The organism is Herpetosiphon giganteus (assembly GCF_016907925.1).
GTDB lineage: Bacteria > Chloroflexota > Chloroflexia > Chloroflexales > Herpetosiphonaceae > Herpetosiphon > Herpetosiphon giganteus.
In genome coordinates this window covers 170,133-196,321 of record NZ_JAFBCZ010000006.1, presented here as the reverse complement: position 1 = coordinate 196,321, position 26,189 = coordinate 170,133, and the positions used below count along the sequence as shown (strand labels likewise).

The window sequence follows — 26,189 nt, the reverse complement described above, 5'->3', positions numbered from 1 at the left end:
CTATGCTCTTTGCTCTATGTTCTCAGCCGCGCCAGCCACGCCGACGCTTGATGCGATGTGAACGGGGGCGGGCATTCGCTCCCAAGGTTGCGCCAATGCGATTAAGTTTGCTGGTAATGGTGCTTTGGTTGCTGGCAGCTTGGCCAGCGCTCGCCAGCACGTTTTGGCCAAGCTTGGCCATTTGGCTGGCAATCGTTGCCGCTGATTGATTTAAGGCATTGGCGGCAGCCCGACCAGCTTGGGCAGCAGGATCAGGCGCGGGAGTTGTATGAGCAACCACTGCCGTATGCGCTTTATTTAACGCAGCATTTGCCGCCGCCAAGACCCCACTTACATCAACAAGATCATCGCGATTGGCTTGGTGTGCTGCTTGCAACACTGCATCTTCGGCAACCCCAGCCTGAAGTTGTTGCTCAGCCCAACGTAACAGCGCTTTGGCAGTTGTATCAGTCAAGTTGTCGGTCAAACGCTCGTTGTTGGCAAGGCGTTCGAAAGCTGCTAATCGTTCAAGACTCATCGGAATCCTCCTTTGGCTTAGCGTAGATGCTACCGCAACTGCTGATATTGCTGCTATGGACGGCGCACGCCAATCACAATCACGCTATTGCGTGGAATAAAATTGCCATTTTCGACTGGCTGACCATTGGCGGTTGCACTGACCACCGTATTTGGCTCCACACTATCGAAATTCGGAATCAAATCTGGGCCTTGCTCGTCGACAATATCCAAGCGTAAATCGCTGCGCGCAGCCAAAATCGCCTCAGCATCGGCTCGTTTAATCCCAATGATATTGGGAAACGTCACCATATCGCCAATGCTAACGACCAATTCGATCTCGCTGCCTTGGGCCAATTTCAGCCCCGCTGGGGGATTTTGGCTCAAGACAAAGCCCGCAGGAATTGTCTGATTCGGCGCATCTTTGCGGATCACCTTAAAGCCAGCGCGGGTCAGCGTATCCGAAGCAACCTCAAATTGTTGGCGCGTCACATCGTCAATTTCGACTTGGGCCGGGCCTAAACTCAAAGTAAACGGAATAACTGTGCCTTTGGCAACTTTGGTTCCAGGCGCAATATCTTGCTCAATCACGGTTGCAGCAGGTGCAAGGTCGTTGCGTGGCGCTTTGCGTTGCTCGCCAAGCTCAAGCGATTTGAGTAGTTCAAGCACTTCGCTCTCGCTTTTGCCAACCAATGGTGGCACTTCGACCATTTCTGGGGCGGGTGTTGGCTCGCCGGTTGGCACAACTTGGGTCGCTTGCTTGCCACCAAAGGCTTGGGTTATCGAGTCCATCACATTGGTAAACATCAAGACATAGGCCAAAGCGCCAATTCCGACCAACAATAAAATTGCCACAACCCACAAGCCACAGCCAGACGATTGGCGTTTTTCAGTGCTTGGATTCATCGGCACTGGCTGTTGGGCAGCCAATGGCGGGGCATAGTTTTGGCGGGGCCGCGCTTGTGGCGCTGGTTGTTGGCGTGGTGGGCGCACGTCGGCAGGCTCTTGGGCAGCAGGCACACGCCCTACATTCGCCGACGGCACGGCCATGGTTGCTTGGTTGCCGCGCTCGCGATAGAGCCGCAACAATTCGGCAAACGCACGCGCCGATTGAGGCCGCTGGGCAGGATCTTTGGCCATTGCTTGGAGCACAATCGCCTCAAGCTGCGGCGGAATCGAAGGGTTGTAGTTGCGCAAGGCTGGCGGTGTTGCTTGAATATGCTGCAAAGCCACTGCCAACGGCGAATCGCCGCTGAACGGCAAGCGTCCAGTTAACATCTCATAGGTCAACACGCCCAAGGCATAAACATCGGAAAGCGGGGTTGCACCCAAGCCTTGGGCCTGTTCGGGAGCCAAATAATCGGCAGTACCAAAGGTCGTGCCTGGGTCGGTTAATGCAGATGATTGCTTGCTTTTGGCGATACCAAAATCGCTCAAGCGCGCATAATCGTTGGAATCGATCAGCACGTTTTGCGGCTTAACATCGCGGTGCACCAAGCCGCTATCGTGAGCAGCCTGCAAGGCTTCGGCAATTTGGCGCACAATCGCCAGCGTGCGTGGCACAGGCAACGGCGCTTGCAACTCAATAATCTCTTTGAGATCAGTGCCTTGGACGTATTCCATCACAATATAATGAAAATCGCCCTCGGCTCCAATATCGTAAACCCGCACAATATTGGGATGACCCAACTGAGCGGCTGCATCGGCTTCGTGCTTAAAGCGGCGCAAAAATTGTTCGTCACTGGCATATTGGCCGTGTAACACTTTAATCGCAACTGGTCGATTGAGCCGCAAATCGCGCCCAAGATACACCGTTGCCATGCCGCCTTGGCCTAATTTTCGCTCTAATTGATAGCGATTATTGAGAATTCGTGGTTGTTCGCTCATCGCCCCACTACTGCTCCTCGTCGCTCAATGGCGACAGCAACGATTGCTCAGACGCATGCCAAATCGTAACATGCGGGTGCAAATCAGGCTCTTGAACTTTATGTAAATAACAACGCAAGCGTGGCAAGTTAATAATATCGTCGCGATTGTAGCGTAAGAGTAAATCTAACGCTGTTTGATCGTTATAGTTTTCATAGGCTTGCCACAACCGCAAGGCATCGCGGCCATCAAGCCCATGAGTAGAACGCGCAATGCCGATCTTTTGTTCAACAATTTTCAGGCCACCGCGCAAATTCTGGCGACGACATTCGCGCAACAGGTCGCAATGCACGAACTCGCGTTTCAAATCTGCGCCTAAGGCCTTGTAAATAATTGGCAAATCAAAGCTTGCCCCATTAAAGGTAAAGATCGTCTCAACCCCTGCCAACGCCGCATACAAATTAACATCACTAACCCCAGCGCCGACCAATTGAATTGTGCCTCGCTGCGGCAGGTAAATACCAATCACGCTAATCGTGCGTTGCCATGTTGTTTCAATATCAAGGTATGCGTCCATAATCTGCGAGGGGTCAGGGGTCAGGCTCTAGGGTTCAGGATGCAACGTTATCAGAATTCAGGCCAATAATGCACGCTTTCTGATCCCTGGCCCCTAGCCCTTAATCCCTCGTTTACAACTCCAACATTTCGGCAACGTGCAAGGCGCGGATGAGTGAACCGGCTTTATTGCGCGTTTCGAGATCTTCTAATTTAACATCACTATCGGCGACAATGCCAGCGCCAGCCTGCATATAGGCCACGCCATCTTTAATCACCATTGTGCGAATAGTAATCGCTGTGTCAAGCGATAAACCGCCAAACGAAACATAGCCAACACAGCCGCCATACGGCCCGCGTTGGCTTGGCTCTAGCTCGGCGATAATTTCCATGGCCCGTACTTTGGGCGCTCCAGTCAACGTGCCAGCAGGGAAGCAAGCCCGTAAGGCGTGCAACGGCGAGTAGCGGGCTGTATCGAGCGTGCCTTTAACCACCGAAACCAAGTGCATCACATGCGAATATTTTTCAATTTGCATAAATTTGGGCACGTGCACGCTGCCAGGTAACGAAACCCGCCCCACATCGTTGCGGCCAAGATCGACCAACATCAAGTGCTCGGCGCGCTCTTTTTCGTCGGCCAACAATTCGGCCTGCATGCGCGCTTCGTCATCTGCATCGCGGCCACGGCGGCGCGTGCCAGCAATCGGGTGAGTTTCGATAATGCCATCTTCCACCCGCACCAACATTTCGGGCGATGCGCCAATAATCGCCGCATCGGGCACGTTCAAAAAGAACATATAAGGCGATGGATTGACCGTGCGCAAAGCGCGATAAACGGCGAATGGCTCAGCATCGGTTTCGCGCTGAAAGCGCTGCGATAACACCACTTGGAAAATATCACCAGCCCGAATATATTCACGCGCCTTTTCAATTGCTGCGCTAAATTCGCCAAACGATTGATTCGATTGCAGTTCTTCGTTGAGTTCGGGCAAGCTCGGCGAGGCGGCGCTTGAGCTATACACTTCGGGAGCCAATGGCCGCACCAATTTTTTGGTCATGGCTTCGATGGCTTTGTTGGCTTCAGCAAATTGGGTTGCCAAATCGTGGGCTGGATCAAAAACCAACGTACTCATAATTTTGATCGTATGGCGCACATGGTCAAAAGCTAAAACCGTTTTGACCACCATCCACACACCATCGGGAATTTGCAAAGGACGCAGAGTTGGCGCGGGCAAACGTTCAAAGGTACGCACGGTTTCATAGCCCAAAAAGCCAACCGCCCCGCCAGTAAAGCGCGGCAAATCTGGCTGAGGCGCGGGATTTGCCTTTTGCGAGCCAACCACCAAGCGCTCTAATTGATCAAGCGTCGTCAGATCGTCGTAGCTGGTGCGCTCGCCGTTGGCAGTTTCGATGATACTTTGCTGGCCAAGGCCACGAATAATTAAATGTGGCTCGCAGCCAATAAACGAATAGCGGCCAATTTGCTCGCCACCCTCAACACTTTCAAGCAAGAAACTATAATGGCCCTGAGCAACCTTCAAATAGGCCGAAACTGGGGTTTCCAAATCGGCGACTAACTCACGGTAGACTGCACATTGGGTGTAGCCAGCCGCAGCCCATGCTTGCACTTGTTCAAATGTTGGCGAAGCCATGAACGCTCCCTAAAACTATAGCAAGAGAGGTCAGGGTTCAGCTGCTAGGGATCAGGGAGAAGAATATAAAAAAAGAGCACTTAACAACGCAGCGTCCATCCTGACCCCTAAACCCTAGCCCCTGATCCCTAAATATAATACATCGGTGAATCGAGTTGCTGGTGTTTGCGTTGGCAGAGATCAGCAATCGTCATTTCGCTAAGATGCGTTTCGATTACGGCGCGTAATTCGCCCCAAACTTCGCCCAACAAACCTGCATCGAAGGTATCGAGGCTGGCACCTTCGGGAGTTGGCAACAATGGCCCTTCCAACACCAAAATGGCATCAAGCAAGCTAATCGCTTGGGGTGGGCGCGCCAATTGATGACCACCTTGCGGGCCACGCACACTGGTAATCAGGCCAGCCTTGCGCAATGCGATTAACAATTGATTGAGATAATTTTCGGAGATTGCTTGGCGTTCAGCAATATCGTGGCTTTGCACCAAGCCCTCGCCATAGTGTTGAGCCAAATCGAATAATGCTCGCACGCCATATTCACCTTTGGTTGATAATCGCATTCTGCCTCATTGCTGCTATAAACAAACATTTCAGATAGCAGCCATGCTAGCATTATGAACCAGAGAAGTCAAAAGCCATGCTTTAAATTGGCCGCCACCATGGGCAGCAATTTGGGCTTTGCTCCGATTGAATTGCTTGCTCCACTTTGCACTCGGTGTAGGGCCGAAAAATACAGTTGGCACAGCAGCGCACTGCCACATGGCAACGCCAACAAAAGGTAGCGCTGGCATACAATTGGGCATCGCAGGCATAACACGATACTGGCAACTCGGCCAGTTGGCTCAAACTCAACGGCTCCGGCGGAACCCACGGCGCTAGCTCTGGCTCGGCAACCACTGGCGCAACAACGCTACCACGCAACTGAGCCAAACCGCGAATTGCTGCATGATTATAGGGATTAATCGCCAAAACCCGCTCTAAGCAGGCAATTTGTTGGGCCGGCAGCTCCACCGCGCCACTCAACCAGAGCAAGGCCTGCTCGTGATAGGGTTCGAGCGCTAAAACTTGGGTCAGATAAATGCGCGCACTGCGCCGGTCGCCAGCATATAACGCCGCCACCGCTGTCTCTAACAACGCTGCCGCTTGATCAGAAGTCATCGATTGCGTCCCTCTCTATGACGAGTTAGGCTGAATTGAGGGCTGCTAACGCCGCCACGATCACTGCATCCTGCTCTGGTAGCACAGTCCGCAGATCAAGGATTAGCCGCTGCGCATGGATTCGGCCAACAATGGGTGGGTCGTTGGCACGAAGTTGGGCGCTCAAAGTTTCAGCCGCACCGTCAAGGGCAAGCCCTCGGCTTGGCAGGCTTGAGCCAGGCAGCGAACCTCCGCCAATGGTAGCATGAGTTGCCACAAGTTGGGCAGCAGGATAGGCGGCCAGCAGCGGGATTGCGCGCTGCTCAAGCTCAGCAAGCGAACAGCCAAGCATACGCCAAATTGGAATCTCGCTGGCAGCACGTTGGGTTTCATAAGCCATCAGGGTTGCGCTCAAAGCCGCTATTGTCAATTTATCAACTCGTAGCGCTCGCAGCAAGGGATGTTTGCGCAATTGATCGATCAGGCTACGTTTGCCCACAATTAGGCCTGCTTGCGGGCCGCCAAGCAATTTATCGCCACTAAACACCACCAAATCTGCTTGATCGCTAATCAGTTGTTGCACGGTTGGCTCAGCAGCCAAGCCAAAGCTTGTCGTATCTAATAATGCACCACTGCCAAGATCGCAAATCAAGAGTTTCTGGTGCTCATGGGCGGCTTGGGCCAATTCGGCGACGCTTGGCTCGTGGGTAAAGCCCAGCACTTGAAAATTCGAAGCATGGACATGTAGCAGCACCGCCGTTTGCGCGCCAATCGCCGCCGTATAATCGGCCAAATAGCTACGATTGGTCGTGCCAACATCAACTAAAGTGCAGCCACTTTGGCGCAAAATATCGGGAATCCGAAAGCCGCCACCAATTTCGACCGCATGCCCGCGACTGACGATCACCTCGCGGCCTTGGGCAAAGCAACTCAAACATAGCAACATTGCCGCTGCCGCATTATTGACCACCAAGGCAGCTTCTGCCCCAGTCAAGCGTTGCAGTTGTGGCTCCAACAAGCTATTGCGCGAGCCACGTTCGCCTTGCTCAACATCATATTCGAGATTGCTATAGCCAGCGCTGGCGCTGATGATTGCTTGTTGCGCGGCAGCACTCAGTGGCGCACGCCCAAGATTGGTGTGGATTAGTACGCCAGTCGCGTTGACAACATGGCGCAATGGGAGTTGTTGGCGTTGGCGAATTAAGTGCTCAGCATGAGCCACAATCTGCGTGATTGATTGCTGGGCATTGCCAGCCCGCAACGAGTGCCGAGCCTGCTCAAGGCTGGCTCGCACTGCCTCAAGTAACCATTGGGCAGGCACATTGGGAAAGCCTTCTGCAAGCAGACCAATCAGCCGATGCACCGCTGGCAAATCGCGCAAACTCACCGCCAAGCCTCAGGAAATTGGCGACGGCTCAGGCCGTGGCAAAGGATAAACGACCGTCGGCTCAACTCCGGTATTGGTCACGGTTGGTAGATCTTGGGTTGGCTGCTCAGTTGGGCCATTAGTTGGGGTTGGGGGTGGCACATCCGTTGGCGTAGCAGGCACATCAGTTGGCACCACTGGCGTAGCCGATGGCACAACCGTCGTTGGTGCTGTAGTTCGGGTTGGTGGCACTGTTCGCGTTGGAATCCGCGTTCTGGTTGGGATTGGGCTAGGCACGGTTGCGCTTGGCTCAGGCGTGGCACTAGGCTGCTCGGTTGGCGCATCGGTTGGGGTTGGCTCAGGCGTGTTAGTTGGAATCGCCGTCGGAATCCGCGTCGATTCGGGCACAAACGGCCCTGATAAGCTGCTCGTTTGGGTTGCGGTTGGCAGTGAAACAAAGCCGCGCGTGCCTTGACCCATGCGCTGCCAAAAAACAATACCCAAAACAGCAAGGGTTATAATGATAGCAACCGGATAAATCACTTTTAAAGGATCGCTGGTTGTGGCCGTGCGCAAGACTGGCCGCGTGCGCATGCGAGGCCGCGCAGCATTGCTATTGCTTGCTGCGTGGGGCCTTGGTCGCGATTGAGATTGAGCCGCTTGCGGTTGCGCTTGGGGCCGTGGCTGAGCGCTTGGCGCAACTCGGGCAGTTGGGTTGGGATTACTTGGGCGTGGCACTGGTTGCGGCACGGGCGTAGCCGGACGCGCTTGCGGCTGAATCGCCCCAACATCAGTTTGAGCGCTCGGGTCGCTTTGACGTTGCAACGCAGGCAGCGCATTAATCGCCACCGTTGCTTTGCCAGCCGACGAGCCAGCTGGAACCGCCAAGCCCTTTAATTCGTCCTTGCTTGGAATCGTAATTCCAACCCTGCTGGAGAGCGTGCGCAAGGCATCGATAAAGGCGACTGCCGATGGTGGACGCTCGCTTGGTTGTTTGGCCAAGGCTCGTTCAAAGACCTTATCGAAGGCTGCTGGCAAGCCAGGTACAAGGCTGGTTATCGCTGGTGGCGGCGTGTAGGTGTGAGCAACCAGCAACTCTGGAACCGTTCCAGTAAAGGGAACTTGGCCAGTGATTACCTCAAAGGCCACAATTCCCAAGGAGTATAAATCGGAGCGGCCATCAACCAACTGCGCCGAGGCTTGTTCGGGCGCGATATATTCTGGCGTGCCCATAAACATGCCGGCGCGGGTTAGACGCTTTTCATTGACAACGGGAGCCTGAGCAATGCCAAAGTCGGTCAACAAAACCCGACCATCGGCATTCAGCAAAATATTGTGGGGTTTGACATCGCGATGAACTGCCTGCTGCGAATGGGCATAATCCAGCGCTTCGGCCACTGGCATCAACAATGCTACGGCATAGCCAAGGCCCAGCGCACCTTGTTCATCGATCACCGCTTGCAGCGAACGACCAGCAATATATTCCATGGCGATGTAGGGTAAGCCTTCAGCCTCGCCAACATCGAAAATGGTGACGATACTAGGATGATGCAGATTGCCCGCCGTAATCGCCTCGCGCTCAAAACGCTGGCTCGATTCGGGATCACTCGCAAGCTGAGGCGCAAGAATTTTTAACGCAACCGTGCGTTGCAAGGTGGTATCGGTTGCCCGAAAAACGCGGGCCATGCCACCTCGCCCAACTTCGTTGTGTAAAATATACTTGCCAAATTGGCGACCATTCCAAGAAGTCAAACGCCCGCTCCTTGCGCCTCTAGCGCATTCAGAAGCCCTATGTTAGAATCGCGTCACATTCTATCATAGCCCTTTTGCTTTGTCTCTGACTAAGACTCTAGCATACCATACCACGCCTCTCCATGCATCGTGTGTTTGAGGAGGAATTTTTATGAACGATCAGCCAGTGCCATCGCTGACAATTAAAAACCAAGATGTCCCACCTCGGCTCATGCCGTGGGAACAAACAATTCTCACCATTGGGCGCGATGTAGCCAACGATATTGTCATCGATCATCGTTTAGCCTCGCGCCGTCACGCCCGCTTAGAACGCGATGAAGCCGGCTGTTATATTCGCGATCTCGATAGCACCAACGGAACCTATTTAAATGGCGTAAAGGTTAATGGCCTCGCGCCGTTACGCAATAACGACGAAGTGTGGGTCGCCGATACGGTGATCATTTTCCGCGATCCCGAAGCAACGATGAAGGGCACACCACCCCCAGTCGTCATGCATCGGATCGCGAGCCAAGATCAGGCTGAATTGCACGTTGATAGCGCTGCCAAGGAGGTCTATGTTCGCGGCAAACGGCTTGATCCTCAGCTCACCGCCAAGGAATTTCAATTGCTGGAATTGCTGTACAACCGCCGCGGCGAAGTTGTCAGCAAAGAGCAAATTGCCAGTGGCGTGTGGGATTATGAGGTCTACGATTACAACGCTATCGATGCCTTGATCTATCGCTTGCGCCAACGAATCGAGATCGATCCCTCTGCGCCACGCTTTGTGCTCACTGTGCGCGGTTTTGGCTATAAATTGAGTTTAGATTAACGCCAAAGCCCTCACCCCCAGCCCCCTCTCCCACTGAACGCGGGCGAGGGGGAGCCGATCGTTTTTTACCAAGGAATTGGGAGAGAATCACGCTGGTAAAGCCCCTCGCCCGCGCCACGGGAGCGGGGTTGGGCAGAGGGGGTTGGGGACGCGGAACATTTTATGGCACGAGTTATGATTAACCCTTGATACTGCTCGTTTGTGCAACTTCGAGCACGCAATCAGAGTCAGATTGAGTAGCACGCTGCTCATAGAGATAAGGACACAGCCATGGCCCATGTTGGCGCTCAATCAATTCTTGGCGAACGTGAAGCAGAGCTTCGGGCGACCGAACAAAGCTTATTTGATCGTTTGCATAACGCTTTGGAGCAATTTGGGGCCGATGTGACCGCCGCTGATGCTGCGCGCCTGCGTGAAGCCACCGAGCAATTGGCTGAACTCTTTTTAATTGTGGTCGCTGGCGAGTTCAACGCTGGCAAGTCGAGCTTTATCAATGCCTTGCTTGGCGATCGGGTTTTGCCCGAAGGCGTAACCCCAACCACCGACCGCATCAATATTTTGCGCTTTGGCGAGCAACCAGATGCCCAATTGCTCGAAGATTTTCTGTTGTTGCGCACCCATCCTGCGCCCTTGCTTGGCGATTTGAATATCGTTGATACGCCAGGCACAAATGCGATTATTCGTCGCCACGAGGAATTAACCAAACGCTTTGTGCCGCGCTCGGATTTGGTGTTGTTTATCACCTCGGCAGATCGGCCATTTACTGAGAGCGAACGCACGTTCCTTGAGCATATTCGCGAATGGGGCAAGAAAATCATCTTGGTTGTCAATAAAATTGATATTCTCGATGAAAAAGGCCGCAGCGAGGTGCTCGAATTTGTGCGTAGCAATGCCACCACCTTGCTTGGCAGCACGCCGATGATTTTTGCAGTTTCGGCCCGCTCGGCTTTGCGCGCCCGCGAAAACGACGACCCCAAATTGTGGGCCGAAAGTGGCTTCAACGCCATGGAAGAATATTTGCTGCGCACGCTTGATGAAGGTGAACGAGTGCGACTCAAATTGCTCAATCCCCTGGGCGTTGGCCAAAAACTTGCCACCACCTATCGCACTGCTTCCGATGAGCGCTTGCAAACCCTGAGCGACGATATTAAGGCAATCACCAATATCGAGGGCCAAATTCAGGTCTATAAAGCTGATATGCAACGTGATTTCACGCCACGGATTGCCCAGCTCGAAAATCTCATCCATGAGTTTGAGCAACGCGGCCACACCTTTTTCGATGAGCAAATTCGGATTGGCCGCGCCCGCGATTTGATTAAAAAAGATCTGCTTGAGCAACGTTTTCGCGACCAAGTGGTCGGCGACCTCGATGCAGACACCGATCGCATCACCCAACAAATTATCGATTGGCTGATTGAACGCAATTTGAAGCTTTGGCAAGATGTCAATGCCTATATCGACCGTCGCCAACTTTCGCGCCATAATAGCGAGATGGTTGGCAATGTTGGCCAAAATTTCAACTACAATCGTCAATCGCTGATTGATTCAGTTGGCCGTAGCACCAACCAAATTGTGCAAAGCTACAATCGCGATGCAGAAGCCAAACAATTAGCTATGGATTTGCAAGGCACGATTGCCACCACTGCCTTAACTGGAGTCGGTGCAGTTGGTTTTGGGGCCTTGTTTGTCATTTTGGCGCATGGCGCGTTGCTCGATTTTACGGGCATCAGCCTCAGCGTGTTGGCCGTCGCAGGCGGTGCCTATTTGATTCCGGCCAAGCGTGCCCAAGCCAAGCGTGAGTTTCACAAAAAAGTCAGCGAGCTGCGCGATAAAATTGTACGCTCGTTGAGCAAACAAGTGTATGCCGAAATCGATCAATCAATCGAGCGCGTGACCGAAACGGTTGCACCATACACACGCTTCGTTAAATATCAAAATGAGCAGCTGCAACAAGCACGCAACGAATTAGCCAGTGTTGAGCAAGCACTTGCCCGTTTACGTGGCGAAATTGAATCGTTATAAACCAAAAATAATTATGTTAAGTATTTTTTATGCTCTATCAGCAAATTCTCATCATTTGGGGCTTGAAAAATCTAGCAATCTCGATTAAAGTACCTACCTGTCTAGAGAATTTAGTAGTGTGTAGGAAGGCTTTTTGATGCGTAAAATATTCACGTCGTTGCTGCTGGCAGCCACGATCATAGCACCAAGTTTAATTGCTCCAGCAGCCAGCAAAGCTGCAACCAACGATATTCCGTATATGAATATTGATTGTAATTCACCTTCAGTTAACTTTAGCCCTGAGTATATGATTGACAACACCGATCCGTCAGTCAAATATACTGGGGTTTGGCGCTCTGAATCGGGCCATCCGTTGACCAATGCTTATAACGGCACGCAGCACGTCTCCATGGGCGGCGGCTATACCGTTTCGTATACGCTTGCTTCATATCCCTATCGCTTTGCAATGGGCTATGTGATGCGCCCTGATGCAGGCAAAGTGAGCGTATTCTATGAAGGCCAATTATTGGGCATTATCGATGCCTATTCGCCAACCATCCAAAAAAATTGTGCTGTTGAATTCTACTGGAATCCAGCCCCAGGCAAATATGAATTTCGCACGATGGCTGCCCATAATCCATTATCGACCGGCTCACGCTTCTTCTTCGATTTTGTCAATCTTGAGCCATAGAAATTAGTAGCGAAAACTTCGATACTATTCTCTAGATCAAAAAGAGCCAAGCGAGCTTGGCTCTTTTTTGCATTAATGGTTCAATTTAGCGGGTATAGATCATAACTTGTTTGGGCTGCAAGGCACAATTCATTGCACCACCCTTGACGCTCAGCTCACCGCCGCCAAGCGCATCGGTCAAGACCTCGCCATCGGTAATCTCAGTTAGGCCCGTTACCGCCACTTCCAACGGTTTCCAGGTGTTGTTAATGCACACCACCACGGTATCGTTGCCAGCAGTGCGTTGGAAGGCCCAGCCATCATCAGCCTTAGAACGGCTTTCAAGGCTGCCGCGTTGCAAGGCTGGGTGGGCTTGGCGCAGCTGGTTGAGCTGGCTAATCCATTGATAGACTGGCGCAGCGGTTGAATCCAATTCAAAGGCATCTTCGCGGTTGAAGGGATCTTTGCAGCCGCTCAGCTCTTGCTCGGTGCCATAATAGACGATTGGAATGCCACGCAAACTGTAGAGTACCGCCAACGCTTGTTGTAATTGGGTGGTTTTTTGGTCGTCGGGGCCGCCAGTTGCCACGCATAAGAAGCGTTCGTTATCGTGATTATCCAAAAATGTGCCGTTGACATGCACATTGCGATAGCTCGCGTCGGCATTTTCGAGCACGCGCTGAATCACCAGCAGGGTACGCCCGCCAACCAAGCTTTCTTTGAAGGCGCTGTGCAATGGATAATCCAAAATTGCATCGTTATATTCGCTATATGGAGCAACATAGCCTGCATCGCTGCTAAATACTTCGGCCAGCGAGAAGGTATTCGCCGCTTGATCAAACTCGCGCAGAAAATCTTTGGGCAGATGCTTGGCGGTATCAACCCGCATACCATCAAGCCCAGTTTCAGTTTTGAGCCAAGCAATCCATTTGAGCAATTCAGCGCGCGTTGCGGGATTATCTTGATCTAAATCATCAAGCCCCAGCAAATCGCCATCTTCAACTTCTTGTTGATTGCCATAATTTTGAATGTTGCCCTTGTTGTGATACCACGTCGGGTCGTCGAAGGGCGGGGCAGCTTTCGAGCCAGGCAAGAAATCGCCCATATGGTTTGGCACAACGTCGAGCATGACCAACATATCGCGTTTGTGGGCTTCGCTCACCAGCTCACGCAATTCTTCAAGCGTACCAAAATGGGGGTCAATTTGATACGGGTCGTACTGCCAGTAGCCATGATAGGCATTAGTTGAATTTTGCTTGCTGACTGGCGTGATCCAAATGCCGCCAAAGCCCATGCCTTTGATGTAATCGAGGCGTTGGATAATGCCGCGAAAATCGCCGCCATGCCAACGCCGTGGATCGTTACGATCAGCAGCAAAACCATCAGCGTTATCGTTGCTTGGGTCGCCATTGGCAAAACGATCGGTCATAATAAAATAGATTGAACGGCCAGCCCAACGCTCATCATCGGCAGTAAAGATTGGCGCAGTTGGTTTGCTTGGCAATGGAGTTGGTGTGGTTTGGTTGGCAACAACGCTAGGCGTAATTTCGGTCGTTGCGGTTGGATTCAGGGCTTGCGTTGTGGGCGAGGCTTGGCTGGTTGCCGTCGCTGGAACGCTGGTCGGCGTTGCTTGGCCACCACAGCCAACAATGATTCCCGCTAAAAGCATGCCACTCAAAAGCTTCTTCATAGGTATTCCTTCACTAGCAGAGTGCTTCAGCTATTGTAGCGGGATTTGATCCACGAAGGACACGAAGAGCGCGAAGTTTTGAAACCACGAAGGGCGCGAAGAACGCGAAGGGCATTTTAGCCACAGATTGCACAGATTATTTGGATCATTGTTCCAATAGCCCAAAGTCTATAGCCTATAGCCTCATCCCTTCTAGCCACGAATTCCACGAATTCCACGAAGCATGTTCCGATAGCCCAAGGCCAATAGCCAAGAGCCATCAGCCATGGCTTCTCTGCGCCTCTGCGTTAAGTTCCCGATCCCTAGCCTCTGACAACTAGCCCCTCGATTCAATCCAACTGCGGCTGATCAAACGTACCATCGGGCTTGACTGGAAACTCGACGATGTTAACCACAGCATCGAGGTTGAGCGGGCCGTAAATATGCGGAAATTGCATGCCCGTTTCGTAGCAATCTTCGTAGACCAATTTGGCTTGGAGCAAAGCAGGATCGATACACAACAATTGTAATCCAGCTTGGCCGCGATAAAACGAATTGGCTGGAGTTAACACTTGCTCAAGCGTTGAACAATGAATAAAGCCTTCGTCGGCCAACGAGGCTGGGCGATATTCGCCAGCAGCCACAGCCTGTTGCCATTCTGCGGGGGAAATAATATGTAAAAGCATGATTTTCCTTGAATGATTAATGTTCAATGCGGCGCATGCTGTGAGTGCACACGCCGCATTGAGCTTCAATTAGGCGACTTTGCTGATGCCAAGGCTCAGTTTGCCTTGTTCCAACTCCATTGTGCTGGTGTGTTGGTTGGCGCTGGCATCGCCAACGCTCAGGTTTTCGCACAAGGTTTCGCCCTTGATGTAATCGCCATATTCAGCCACAACTGCGGCCAAATCGACTTCGCTGCCTAAAGTGGCGTTGATCTTATCGGTGATCGCCAAATCGGCTGCTTTACGGGCATCGTTGAGATTGCGCACGATTTCGCGGGCGATGCCTTCGCGCAGCAATTCGTCGGTCAAGGTTGTGACCAAAGCCACCAACAAGCCTTCGCCTTCGGCCACAGCGTAGCCTTCTGGCGATGAAGCTTCCATCAGCACATCGTCGGCAGCCAAGGTAAGGGTTTGGCCTTCGACCTCGACCTCGAAGCTCGCGCCAGTTTCAACTTTATGCGCTGCATCGGCTACTTGTTCGCTGCTGAGGCCAGCCAAAACCTCGCGTAAGGCCGGCACAAGCTTGCCAAACTTCTTGCCAACTGAGCGCAAGTTGGGCTTGAAGCGATAACTGACCAAGCCATCGCCAACGCCAAGCCAGCGCACCGACTTGATATTCAGTTCGTCGCTGAGTTCGGCGCTCAATTCGGCCAGTTGCTCGCCGCGTGGCAAGCGCACCAGCACTTCGCTCAGTGGTTGGCGCACGCGCAGGCCAGCGTTTTTGCGCGCGGCGCGGCCCAAACTGACGGCTTTGAGCAACAAGTCGGTTTTGCGGATCAATTCATCATCGATCAAGCTCAAATCTGCTTCTGGGAACAAGGCCATGTGCACGCTCTCAACGGCGTTTTGGTCGTAGCTGCGCACCAAATTTTGATACAGCGATTCGGCCACGAATGGCGTGAATGGAGCCATCAGCTTACTGATCGTCACCAAACATGTGTACAAAGTTGAATAGGCAGCTTGCTTATCGCCATTCATCTCGCTGCCCCAGAAGCGCCGCCGATTGCGCCGCACATACCAGTTCGAAAGCTCGTCAACGAATTGTTCGAGCCGCTTGGCGGGCGTGTTCATGTCGTAATTGGTCAGATCGTTACGCACATCGCGCACCAAACCGTTGAGCCGCGCCAAGGCCCAGCGATCGATCGCTGCCAAATCGCCTTGAGCAACTTCTGGTGTCCAGCCATCGACATTGGCATAGGTTGTGAAAAAGCTATAGGTATTCCACAAGGTCAACAAGAACTGACGCAACGATTCGCTAACCAGATCAGCTGAGAAACGGCGTGGGTTGTAGGGCTGGCCTGCGGCAAACATATACCAGCGCACCGCATCAGCGCCATACTTCTCGACCATTTCCCATGGCGAAACGATGTTGCCCTTGGATTTGGACATCTTCTCGCCTTTGCCATCCAACAAGTGACCCAAACAGATCACATTTTTGTAGGCTGGGCGATCGAAGAGCAAGGTCGAAACCGCGTGCAAGGTATAGAACCAACCACGGGTTTGATCGATGGCTTCCGAGATGAAATCGGCTTGGCCTGCAACCTCAAACAGTTCTTGATTTTCAAATGGATAATGCCACTGTGCGACGGGCATTGCGCCTGAATCAAACCAACAATCAGCAACATCGGGGATGCGCTGCATCGTGCCAGTTTCACAGGAATGACATGACCACGTTGGCGCATCAACGAACGGGCGGTGCATATCCAGATTGGCGGTATCTTGGCCCCAACGTTCGCCAAGCTCCGCCAACGAGCCAACCACATCAACATGTTGGCAAGTATCGCAGGCCCAAACTGGCAGCGGTGTGCCCCAATAGCGCTCGCGGCTGATCGCCCAGTCGATGTTATTTTCGAGCCAATTGCCAAAACGCCCAGCTTGGATATGCTCAGGCACCCAATTGATCTTTTTGTTATTATCGATCAATTGTTGCTTCAAGGCCGTCGTGCGGATGTACCACGATTGCTTGGCATAGAACAGCAACGGCGTTTTACAGCGCCAACAGAATGGATAGGTGTGCAGCACGCGGCCCGATTTGAACAAGCTGCCTTGTTCTTTCAAATAACGGGTGATTTTGGGATCAGCTTCTTTGAAGAACAAGCCTGCAAAGCCAAGGCTTTCAAAGCTGCTCAAGACTTTGCCCGCCAAATCGACCGAGAACAAGGTTGGCAAGCCATACTTGCGGCCAATTTCCAAGTCGCCATAGGCTGGCGCGATGTGCACAATGCCTGTGCCGTCTTCCAACGAAACGAATTCATCGGCAACGACGCGATAGGCACTGCTCAAATCGATCGTTGCGCCATTATCGCCAACGCCAGCAAAGAGCGGCGTATAGCGCAAGCCCTGCAAATCGGCACCAGTAAAGCTGGCAACGGTGGTTGCACCCTCGCCCAACACCGCGCCAACCAAAGCTTCGGCCAAGATATAGCGTTGGCCTTCGTGCTCAGCCAGCACATAGGTTGCCTCAGGATTAACCGCCAAACCAGCGTTGGCTGGCAACGTCCATGGCGTGGTCGTCCAAGCCAAGAAGGCTGCATCGGCCACTTGGGCATCCAAGGCATGGTTGCTTGGCGTGTGCTTGAAGCGAATCCAAACCGATGGATCATCAGTGTTATCTTGGTAGCCTTGGGCCACTTCGTGATCGGAGAGCGACGTACCACAGCGTGGGCAGTGCATCGTCACTTTATAATCACGATACAGCAATTCGCGCTCGTGCAATTGTTTAAAGATCCACCACAGCGACTCGATATACTTGTTGTCGTAGGTGATGTAAGGATCTTCAAGATCGATCCAGAAGGCGATGCGCTGAGTCAGCTTTTCCCATTCTTGGATGTAATCCCAGACTGATTGGCGGCAGGCAGCGTTGAATTCAGTGATGCCATATTTTTCGATGTCTGGTTTGCCCGCGAAGCCTAGTTTCTTTTCAACTTCGAGTTCAACCGGCAGGCCGTGGGTATCCCAGCCACCGCGTGCGCCGATGACCTTTTTGCCAAGCATGCGGTTGAAGCGCACCATAATATCTTTCGATGAACGAGCCTCAACGTGGTGAATCCCAGGCCGACCGTTAGCAGTTGGCGGCCCTTCAAAAAAGACAAACGGACGTGAAGCATCGCCATGGGCTAGCGTCTTTTTGACGATGCCATGAGCCTCCCACCAAGCGGCGATCTCATCCTCGAGCGTCGGAAACGACACCTTGGGATCAACTGCTGCAAACGCCATTGTTGACTCCTCGTTGACTAAAAAACACAAAGCCCCGCCCCACACTGCTGGGACGAGGTTATCGAAAAGACCTCGCGGTACCACCCTGCTTGATAGCCGTTTGCACGAGCTACCCACTTTAAGCCGTTGCCATCACAACGTCATCCCGATAACGGGGGATATCCGGTTCGCTTACTGCCAATGGGTTCAGCGTTCGGCTCAGGAGAGATTTTGGTTGGGCTTGCTGATACGTGCCTCACACCAGTTGCACGCTCGCTGGTTCAGGATTTGGCCCAACTACTCGGCTCCGTCAACGCCTGTGGCCCGATTGTACCATAATTAAAAGTCAGAAGTCAAAGGACTAAAGTCTGAAGGATGAGGGATGAGGGATGAAGACCAAATCAAAAGGCAGAAGGCAAAAGGCAGAAGGCAGAAGGCAGAAGGTAGAAGGCAGAAGGCAAAAAGAAGAACAGAGAGCAGAGAGCAGAGCTGTACTGGTTCATTGCGTTAACCATGGCCTGATCCCCTCACCCCCTAGCCCCCTCTCCCGCCCGCGAGGCGAGGGGGAACCACGAAACCCATGCTCCCCTCGCCCGCGTTCAGTGGGAGAGGGGCTGGGGGTGAGGGCATGTTCTTGATTGCCAATCCAATGAACCAGTACAGCTATGGGCTATCGGAAGATGGTGTGGTATCTCAGAAATCCCGATAGCCAAATGCCAATAGCCACTTCCGCGCTCTTCGTGGCTCTTCGTGGTTTCGGTTGTCTTATGTTCTATGTTCTATGCTCTCTGCTCTTATAACAAGAACATGACGGCAATGAAAGCCACTTGGCACGAGCAAACGTTGTTCGAGCACGGCTGCAAGTTCGACGCTTGTTTGGTTGTTTAGCGGGCAGGTGGCTGGCTCTTGATGCTCTGCGTCAATCAGCAGCAATGTGGCATAGCGCTGGCCTTGATCAAACCAAAGCTTGGCGTTGGCAAGATTATACAGCCGCAGCCAGAGCCACCAACTCAAACGATAGGCCGCATGATCAATTGGCACTCGGCGCTCGCGGGCCAACAAGCCATGGCCATAACTCGCGGTCTGATGCCAATACAGTGGATTGATCAGGCTAGCGGTGAGGCTCGCTTGGTCGCCGTTATTCAGGACTTGCTCAACCAAGCGCGGCAAGGCTTGCAAGCCAGCATACGAAAGCCGCTCTTCTGGCAGCTCTTGCTCGCTCAGTTGTTGCCACATCGCTAGCATTGCGTCGCGCTGATTTTCGTCTAATCCAAATTCCATTGGTCTATCCTCGCTTGCTGCGATTGACAAGGCTTGGGCTTCGGCGCACAATAGCCGCGCATTTGGCAATCAGGAGCACTATTCATGCATCTTTTAGTCCTACAAGGCCCAAATCTTAACATGCTTGGCCAACGCGAGCCAACAATTTATGGCTCAACCACGCTGGCTGATATTCATAGCGCCATGAGCGAACGTGCCAGCGCTGCAGGTATCGCATTGAGTTTCGTGCAATCGAACCACGAAGGCGTGTTGGTCGATACACTCCACGCCCATTATGGCAACATTCAGGGCATCATTATCAATCCAGGTGCACTGACCCACTATGGGTTGAGCTTGCGCGATGGCTTGGCCTTGATGGATGTGCCAATTATCGAAGTCCATTTATCGAATGTCTACGCGCGCGAAACGTTTCGCCATCATTCGGTTGTGGCCGCGATTGCTCAAGGCCAAATTAGCGGGCTAGGCTGGCATGGCTACTTATATGCAATTGATTGGTTTGCTCAACGCAAGCAGGGTTAATCGGCCCATTGGGCAATAATTGGCGGGTGTTGGCCAGCCTGAAGCAATTGGCTCAATTGCTGATGTTCAGCAGCAATCAAGCGCTTAACCAACTCACCCAAATAGATTGGCCCTGCCGCCGTTTGGATGCGCTGGCCATAGCTGGCCCATGGAATTGCGGCGATGGTTGCAGCTAAATGTTGGCGTTGCCCTTGCCATTGATCATAGCTGTTTGCTTCGGCCACAAGCTGGGCTGGTTGCTTAGCATGGGCAGCACAATCCTTGGTTGCTTGTTGCTCAAGCACAATCAACTGCGCTAAATCGATTGCTGGCAAATGTTGGAGCGCGGCCAAACTAGCGGCCCGCGAGCTTTGCAATAATTCTAAAATGGCTTCTTGTTCGACAAAAACGGCCATGAAAACTCCTTGTTAACGGCAAATCACGGTACGCAGCTAATCATACGTACCGTGATCGATTTGCAATCGGTCGGGGGAATGGCTTTGGCTTAGACTTGCTTTGATTGAGCGCGATTGCGGCGAGCTTTGACGACGCGACTTGCAATAAACCAAATCCCGAACACGCCAATAATTGCAAAAGCAACTTTTTCGTAGCGATCGACGAGGCCCAACACATTTTCCCATTGTGCGCCAAGCACGATGCCTGCATAGGTCAAAATGCCATTCCAAATCAACGAGCCAAAGGTCGTCCAGAGCAAAAAGCGGCCCATTGGCATGCGATTCATGCCAGCAGGAATCGAGATCAAACTGCGCACCAAGGGAATCAAGCGCCCGGTAAAGACCACAATTTCGCCGCGTTTTTCAAAGAAGGCAAGGGTTTTATCGATGTCAGCTTCGCTAATGAAAAAGAATTTACCAAAGCGCCGAATAAAGCGCCGAATAATTGTTTCATCCGCCCACATACCAATATAATACAGGGCTAGCGCACCTAAAACCGCGCCAATTGTGCCCGCAATCATCACGGCAAAAAGGTTCATTTCGCCTTTGCCAACATTAAAACCAGCAAAGGGCATCACCAATTCTGAAGGGATTGGCGGAAAGAGGTTTTCGGCAAACATCACCAATGCAATGCCCGGGTAGCTTAATAAGTTAATAATCGCAGTAATAATTTCTTGAACTTTGTCCATTATTGCTGACATGAGTGTTTCTGCTCCTTTAAGTGGGGGTTGGTGGGCGGCATCTGAAGGCCACGCCTGCAAACAATACCCTAATCTCTGTTTTTCGACAAGTTGGCAACGAGGGTTTAGGGGCAAGGGTTCAGGGATCAGTTTAATCGATGAAACGAACGAAGGAAAAGGAACCGCGAAGAACGCGAAGGACGCGAAGGCTAATTTTTTAGCCACGAATTCCACGAATGATTGTTTGATTGCTGTTCCCATAGCCAAAAGCCTATAGCCTCATCCCTGAATCCTGCCCTCATCTCTTGCCCTATGTTCTATGCTCTATGTTCTATGTTCTTTTTGACTTTGCTTTATACTAGGCATAACAACCTAACAGCGATGGAGGGCTGGCGTGCACAAGCCTGATACCAAACGACTGATTCCCCCAGGATTTGTTCTTTTAGCTGTATTTGGAATTTTTTTAGCCATTGTATTTGCTGCTGAATCAACGCCAATGGCCGAGATTCGCTTCAACGTCGATCGTGATGCAGCTTTGCAGGGTTCGGTGTATGCAGTGTTGGGCGTGGGCGGCGATCCGAGCAACTTTACCCAAACCATCACCTTTGGCTCCGATAATGACGCTCAATCGTATTTAATTCGTGAGCGAGGCCGCGAAACGCTCAATCAACGGGTTGACAAAGATCTTAATCTGGCAAGTTGGAATGTGAGGTTTTGGCGCGAGCTTGATCCTGAGCAATGGGTGGTTAGCATTTCGCCAACCACAGGCCGCATCTTGGCGATTAATCATATCCGCCCTGACGAGGCTACTGGGCCTAAGTTGAGCCAAGCTGAGGCCTTGCTATTAGCTCAAAAGAAGTTGCAAATTCCGCTTGATCAATTAACGTTACTCGATCAATTCACCACCCAACAGCCTAATCGTACTGACCATACCTTTATCTGGCAACGCCGCGATCTGGCCGATGCTGAAGCTCAATATCGTTACAGCGTGACGATAGCAGGGAATGATTTGGGCCAAATCAGTGAGTATTATTGGCTGCCGCAAAGTTGGTATCTGGAGAAAGATTGGCAACTGCGGCGTGGCGGTCTGCTCAATCACACTGGCTGGACATTGACCTATGCCCTGACCGCGCTCATCGGCGTAGCCTGGTTTATTCAGGCCCGACGAGGCCGTTTGCGCTGGCGCTGGGCCTTGCACTTGTTTGCGGCGGTGGCGGTGGTCGGCGTGTTGGTCATGCTCAACAGCATTCCGCTCGATTTGGCCCATTACGACGTAAACCAAAGCTTGCCAGTCTATTGGGGCAATGTGCTTGGCGGCTATATTGGTCAACTCGTAACCATTGCTACCACGATTATTTTGGCGGGCATGGCTGGCGAAGCGCTGGTGTGGGAAAAGAGCGAGGGCGCGGTTTCGTTGAGCGAAACCCTGACCAAGCGCGGCTTAGTTAGCCGTCCGGTGGTGCAGGCGCTCTGGGTTGGCGGCTTGGTTGGCATTTTTCAATTGGGCTTTGTTTCGGCCTTTTATGCCTTGGGCAACCGCTATTTTGGCGTTTGGTCGCCAGTTACGCCACTCTACGACGATACGATTGCCACGCCGTTTCCAGCGCTGTATGGCATGGCGCTAGGCTTGTTGCCTGCAATTGGCGAAGAATTAATCTTTCGCTTAGGCGGCATTATGGTTTTGACCCGCTATTTTGGCCGCCCCAAGCTGGCAATTATCGTCACGGCGGTGGTTTGGGCCGCCTTGCACGCCACCTATCCACAACATCCATTTTATATTCGGGTCGTCGAATTAAGCATTATTGGCATTTTGTTTGGCTTTTTGAGCTTGCGCTATGGCGTGCTGGCCTCAATTGCCGCCCACTATACCTACAATGCCTCGCTATATGTGCCGCTATTTTGGAAAACTAATACCTTCTATTTGCTCAGCGGGATTGCAGCAGCAGCCTTGGTGTTATGGTTGCTTGTGCCTTCAATCATTCGTCAATTGCGCGGTATTCCGCTCGAAAACGACAATACGATTCGCGCCGCCTTGCCGCCCCTAGTGCCCGATGCAGTTGTGCCCCAATTAACCTGGAAATGGCGGCGCGATTGGTTCTTGGTCGCTGGTTTATCGGGCGTAGTGGTCATTATTCTGCTCGTGATTGGGCTGAATCGTGCGCCAGCCTTGGCGCGCAACGGCGTGCGCGAGGATCTTGTGGCACGCACCGAAGCGATCGCCCAAGCAAGCAAGATCGATTTAAGCGGCTTGAATCCCAGCGTTACTGCGGTTGCCGATTGGGTTGACCTCGATTTGGCCTACATCTACGATCAACTCGACGATCAGGAGATTGAGGCCGCCATTAATCAAGGCACACCTCGCGCTTGGAGCGTGCGCTGGTCGAATTGGGATCGGCCTGAATATAGTTGGTTGGTCTATCTCGACCCAGCTGGCCAGTTGCTCTCGTATCGCTTGAGCTTGCCCGAAAATGCCAGCGCGATTTCGACCACGCTTGCGCAAGCCCAAACCATTGCAACCAACCATGCGAGCCAATTTATCAGGCTTAATGATTATGAATTGACCAATACCAGCACCAGCCAAAAACCTAATCGTAGCGATTATAGCTTTGTATGGCAGACAAAAATGCCATGGATTGGTCAAGCCTATCGGCGTTTTGAGGTAACCGTGGCTGGCGATCAAGTGATTACCAGCTCGCCAGCGATGTATACGCCGCCAGAATATCGCCGCGAGCGCGACCAAACCACCTTGGGCGAGAGTATTCTGAGCAATCTGCGCAGTGCCTTGCGCACCATTCCGGCGACGATCTTGCCGATTTTGGGCTTGATTGGCATTTTTCGGCGGCGCACCGAACTTTGGCCATGGGTTTGGTTGGGCGTTGTGGTGGGGATTGGCTACTTAATTCAAGGTGCAGGGCGCTGGACATTTGCCCAAGTCAGCGAAGGGCCGCGCTTTATTTTGGCGATCAGCCAAACCATCGCCAACGCTGTGCTGAATGGCGGCGAGCTAGCGTTGTTGGGTGCTGGGGCGGCAACCGCTTGGAATCTAACTAAAAAAGAGCAACAATTACCACTTGAAGCCTTTATTCGGGCAATTCCACATCGGTTACAAGATTTCGTGGCTGATCGCGCGCAAGTTTTGCGGCGCGAAAGCGTGGTATTGGGCATTTTGCTTGTGCCATGGATCTTGCTGATTCGCAGTTTAGTTAACATGACAACCGCCAAAGCAGGCTTTTGGGCCAGCGTTCAACCGCTCAACGCACAATCAGCAATGCTTGATATACTATTACAAGCAACATTTGATGCAATCACCACAAGTTTGCTCTTGATCGGTAGCCTGAGCATGCTAACATGGGTAGTACGTGGGAAGCAGCAAATCGCCTTGGCAATAACCTGTCTTGGAGTGGCATTAACCCTTTTGCCATTACACGAACCAGTGCAATGGCTTATTTTAGGCCTAAGTGTGCTGATCAGCATCTGGCTTGGGCGCACGTTGCGCTGGAATGGGTTGGCTTTGGCGGTGGCGTTGTGGTTGGCAAACATCTTGCCAGCAGCCCTAACATTACTTGCAACAACCCCACGTTCATGGCAACTGAATGGCGCAGCCTTGCTGGTGTTGTTCTGTGGCTTTTGTGGGTGGTATTTCGGTGGATGGTGGCAAACACAGAATGCAGAAAATTAATCAGACCTATACACATATTCGACGGGCTACTTGTTTGGTGTGGAGGATGGTATGAATTCATTGGCGGCAATCCCGCACCTTCACGATCTACCACAAGTGGTTGAAACCGTGAAACGGCGACAATTATCAGGCCGACTCACATGGATCGATCACATAGATCGGGTGCATTTATTTTTTGTCGATGGGATGTTGCGCCATGGCCAAGTAGACCCACATGGCCAAATTGGCGAAGATGCAGTTGATTGGCTATTAACGCGGCGTTCGGGCCATTTTGAGTGGAACGCCGCCGATAATTTGTTTAAGCCTGCACATAGTATTAATGCAGAAATGGTAGCAAACTTTGATCGTTTGTTAACGATTATGGTCGAAGGTGAAATTTTAAATCGGCCACCTGAGCACGATTTTGCACTAGAGTTTTTTGGCCTAAGTGCTGCGCCAATTCCCAAAGAGGCCTTGATTCCGCAGCCTGTGCGGCGTTCGTTGGTGCTGCCGCCAGGCGAGCACGACCCGAATAGCAGCAAGCAATTGCAAAGCCTGCCGCTCGGCAAGCAACTCGAATATTTACATTCGCAACGCTTTTCTGGCTATCTTTACTATCAGCCAGGCGCGCAAAGCACGGGCTTTGTGATGGGGATTGTGCTGTTCAGCGAGGGCAATCTGCGCGGAGTCTACGCCCAAGATTTGGGCAATGATCAATGGTTTAGTGCCAACCAAGCCTTACAACAGTTGGCCAGCGCCCATTCGCAGCCCGATCTCTACCAAACGCCAGCCCGCTTGATCGAGGCTTGTAGCGCGATTGTTGGCGCTGATCCTAGTCGGCCTGTGGCAATTCCGGCTTCGAAAACGATCCTGCAGCAGGTCGTTGCCGATGTGCATAAGCGCAGCGCTACCGGAGCCGTGCAAATTACTGTGCCCGATAAACCAACCTTGTATGTGCCGTTTTACCAAGGCCAAGTCATTGGCATTTTGGAGCACGAATCGGGCAATAGCCGGCTGAAACCAATGCCCAATAATCATCCATTACCCTTTGGTGTGCCCCATGTCACCTTGCGCGTGCTCGAACAGGCCACCAAATAATCATTAAGGTCGTTATGTCGCAACACGAACAAATTATCGCTGGCTTAGAGCACTTGGCGCAACACTTTGTGCGCTCGGTGCAAAGCCAGCTTGGCATCGAACTTGAGTATAATCACTTGGCGGTGAAATGGCTCAATACCTATATCGAACAAATTCGGCCCAATCACGACCCTGAGAACGTGCCACCCAGTTTGGTGCAATCGCTTGGTGCGTTTTTAGGAGCCTGCATTATTGCCAACTACGGCGGGCGTTGGGGCCTCGAACGCGAGAGCAACGATTGGGGCATTGCCCTGCCCGTCCAAGGCGGCGATATTTGGGTTTATCCGTTTAACAAGGTCTATAAACACATCGCTGCTGGCGAAGAACATTCAGTGCGCATGTTTTTCGAGGCCATTCCCAACTTGATCGACCCAAGCCGCAATTGGAGCGGCCCAAAGTAGGGATGAAGGATGAGGGATGAGGGATGAGGGATCAAGCCTACAGCCTTCTGGTAACTTCATGTACTTCGTGGATCTAACAGTTAACACACACAAGGCAGGGCCGAGGGTTCAGGTTTAACGCAGCGGCGCAGAGCACATATTTTAATGCTCTGCGCCGCTGCGTTAAATTTTGCTGCTATTGATTCGCTTAG

21 protein-coding genes are annotated in these 26,189 nt (G+C 52.2%); 7 read left to right on the top strand and 14 right to left on the bottom strand.

Annotated elements, in window-relative coordinates:
- Window positions 1-22: 22 nt before the first annotated feature.
- The 8 genes from JOD20_RS07705 to JOD20_RS07670 all read right to left on the bottom strand — a co-directional run bounded on the left by JOD20_RS07705 (window position 23) and on the right by JOD20_RS07670 (window position 8,820).
- The gene (locus JOD20_RS07705) at window positions 23-517 is read right to left on the bottom strand and encodes a hypothetical protein (protein ID WP_204754710.1); all 495 of its coding nucleotides are present in this window, start codon (window positions 515-517) and stop codon (window positions 23-25) included.
- Between the two features lie 53 nt (window positions 518-570).
- On the bottom strand, window positions 571-2,382 hold the full coding sequence (gene pknB / locus JOD20_RS07700) for a Stk1 family PASTA domain-containing Ser/Thr kinase (RefSeq protein WP_204754709.1): 1,812 nt from the start codon (window positions 2,380-2,382) through the stop codon (window positions 571-573).
- Between the two features lie 7 nt (window positions 2,383-2,389).
- Window positions 2,390-2,938 carry a ribonuclease H-like domain-containing protein gene (locus tag JOD20_RS07695; protein ID WP_204754708.1) on the bottom strand — a complete coding sequence of 183 codons (549 nt, stop codon included), beginning with the start codon at window positions 2,936-2,938 and terminating at the stop codon, window positions 2,390-2,392.
- Between the two features lie 112 nt (window positions 2,939-3,050).
- Window positions 3,051-4,568, bottom strand: coding sequence for an anthranilate synthase component I (gene trpE / locus JOD20_RS07690; RefSeq protein WP_204754707.1), 1,518 nt, complete (start codon window positions 4,566-4,568; stop codon window positions 3,051-3,053).
- Window positions 4,569-4,696: 128 nt separating this feature from the next.
- Window positions 4,697-5,125: an RrF2 family transcriptional regulator gene (locus tag JOD20_RS07685; RefSeq protein ID WP_110518562.1), complete on the bottom strand. Its 429-nt coding sequence runs from the start codon at window positions 5,123-5,125 to the stop codon at window positions 4,697-4,699.
- An 82-nt stretch (window positions 5,126-5,207) separates the two neighbouring features.
- Window positions 5,208-5,723 carry a tetratricopeptide repeat protein gene (locus JOD20_RS07680; RefSeq protein ID WP_204754706.1) on the bottom strand — a complete coding sequence of 172 codons (516 nt, stop codon included), beginning with the start codon at window positions 5,721-5,723 and terminating at the stop codon, window positions 5,208-5,210.
- 25 nt (window positions 5,724-5,748) lie between these two features.
- The gene (gene selA, locus JOD20_RS07675) at window positions 5,749-7,089 is read right to left on the bottom strand and encodes an L-seryl-tRNA(Sec) selenium transferase (protein WP_204754705.1); all 1,341 of its coding nucleotides are present in this window, start codon (window positions 7,087-7,089) and stop codon (window positions 5,749-5,751) included.
- A 9-nt stretch (window positions 7,090-7,098) separates the two neighbouring features.
- Window positions 7,099-8,820 (bottom strand): serine/threonine-protein kinase, encoded by a 1,722-nt coding sequence (locus JOD20_RS07670; protein ID WP_204754704.1) that lies wholly within the window; start codon window positions 8,818-8,820, stop codon window positions 7,099-7,101.
- A 151-nt stretch (window positions 8,821-8,971) separates the two neighbouring features.
- Between JOD20_RS07670 and JOD20_RS07665 the strand changes: the two genes are divergently transcribed.
- From JOD20_RS07665 to JOD20_RS07655, 3 genes are all read left to right on the top strand, one after another.
- The gene (locus tag JOD20_RS07665) at window positions 8,972-9,628 is read left to right on the top strand and encodes a winged helix-turn-helix domain-containing protein (RefSeq protein WP_054533533.1); all 657 of its coding nucleotides are present in this window, start codon (window positions 8,972-8,974) and stop codon (window positions 9,626-9,628) included.
- Window positions 9,629-9,898: 270 nt separating this feature from the next.
- Window positions 9,899-11,650, top strand: a complete 1,752-nt coding sequence (locus JOD20_RS07660; RefSeq protein ID WP_204754703.1) for a dynamin family protein — start codon at window positions 9,899-9,901, stop codon at window positions 11,648-11,650.
- Between the two features lie 136 nt (window positions 11,651-11,786).
- Window positions 11,787-12,320, top strand: a complete 534-nt coding sequence (locus tag JOD20_RS07655; protein ID WP_204754702.1) for a hypothetical protein — start codon at window positions 11,787-11,789, stop codon at window positions 12,318-12,320.
- Between the two features lie 85 nt (window positions 12,321-12,405).
- Here the strand turns inward: JOD20_RS07655 and JOD20_RS07650 are convergent, their stop codons facing one another.
- From JOD20_RS07650 to JOD20_RS07635, 4 genes are all read right to left on the bottom strand, one after another.
- Entirely contained in the window at window positions 12,406-13,989 is a 1,584-nt protein-coding gene (locus JOD20_RS07650; RefSeq protein WP_204754701.1) for an alpha-amylase family glycosyl hydrolase, read from the bottom strand.
- 329 nt (window positions 13,990-14,318) lie between these two features.
- Window positions 14,319-14,654, bottom strand: coding sequence for a DUF952 domain-containing protein (locus JOD20_RS07645; protein ID WP_204754700.1), 336 nt, complete (start codon window positions 14,652-14,654; stop codon window positions 14,319-14,321).
- Window positions 14,655-14,723: 69 nt separating this feature from the next.
- A complete protein-coding gene (gene ileS / locus JOD20_RS07640; RefSeq protein ID WP_204754699.1) occupies window positions 14,724-17,909 on the bottom strand; it encodes an isoleucine--tRNA ligase in 3,186 nt (1,061 codons plus the stop codon).
- 744 nt (window positions 17,910-18,653) lie between these two features.
- The gene (locus tag JOD20_RS07635) at window positions 18,654-19,169 is read right to left on the bottom strand and encodes a hypothetical protein (protein ID WP_204754698.1); all 516 of its coding nucleotides are present in this window, start codon (window positions 19,167-19,169) and stop codon (window positions 18,654-18,656) included.
- An 84-nt stretch (window positions 19,170-19,253) separates the two neighbouring features.
- Here JOD20_RS07635 and aroQ point away from each other — a divergent pair, with 84 nt between their 5' ends.
- The gene (aroQ, locus tag JOD20_RS07630; protein WP_204754697.1) at window positions 19,254-19,688 is read left to right on the top strand and encodes a type II 3-dehydroquinate dehydratase; all 435 of its coding nucleotides are present in this window, start codon (window positions 19,254-19,256) and stop codon (window positions 19,686-19,688) included.
- On the opposite strand, the gene JOD20_RS07625 is transcribed toward aroQ, so the two are convergent.
- Window positions 19,685-20,083 (bottom strand): hypothetical protein, encoded by a 399-nt coding sequence (locus tag JOD20_RS07625; RefSeq protein ID WP_204754696.1) that lies wholly within the window; start codon window positions 20,081-20,083, stop codon window positions 19,685-19,687. The two genes, aroQ and JOD20_RS07625, sit on opposite strands and share 4 nt — an antisense overlap.
- Window positions 20,084-20,172: 89 nt before the next feature.
- The gene (locus JOD20_RS07620) at window positions 20,173-20,823 is read right to left on the bottom strand and encodes a DedA family protein (RefSeq protein WP_204754695.1); all 651 of its coding nucleotides are present in this window, start codon (window positions 20,821-20,823) and stop codon (window positions 20,173-20,175) included.
- A 373-nt stretch (window positions 20,824-21,196) separates the two neighbouring features.
- Between JOD20_RS07620 and JOD20_RS26395 the strand changes: the two genes are divergently transcribed.
- From JOD20_RS26395 to JOD20_RS07605, 3 genes are read left to right on the top strand one after another with little or no spacing between them, the layout of a single operon-like run.
- The gene (locus JOD20_RS26395) at window positions 21,197-24,481 is read left to right on the top strand and encodes a CPBP family glutamic-type intramembrane protease (RefSeq protein ID WP_204754694.1); all 3,285 of its coding nucleotides are present in this window, start codon (window positions 21,197-21,199) and stop codon (window positions 24,479-24,481) included.
- 51 nt (window positions 24,482-24,532) lie between these two features.
- Window positions 24,533-25,558, top strand: a complete 1,026-nt coding sequence (locus tag JOD20_RS07610) for a DUF4388 domain-containing protein (RefSeq protein WP_204754693.1) — start codon at window positions 24,533-24,535, stop codon at window positions 25,556-25,558.
- A 14-nt stretch (window positions 25,559-25,572) separates the two neighbouring features.
- The gene (locus tag JOD20_RS07605; protein WP_204754692.1) at window positions 25,573-25,998 is read left to right on the top strand and encodes a DUF3806 domain-containing protein; all 426 of its coding nucleotides are present in this window, start codon (window positions 25,573-25,575) and stop codon (window positions 25,996-25,998) included.
- Window positions 25,999-26,189: the final 191 nt, after the last annotated feature.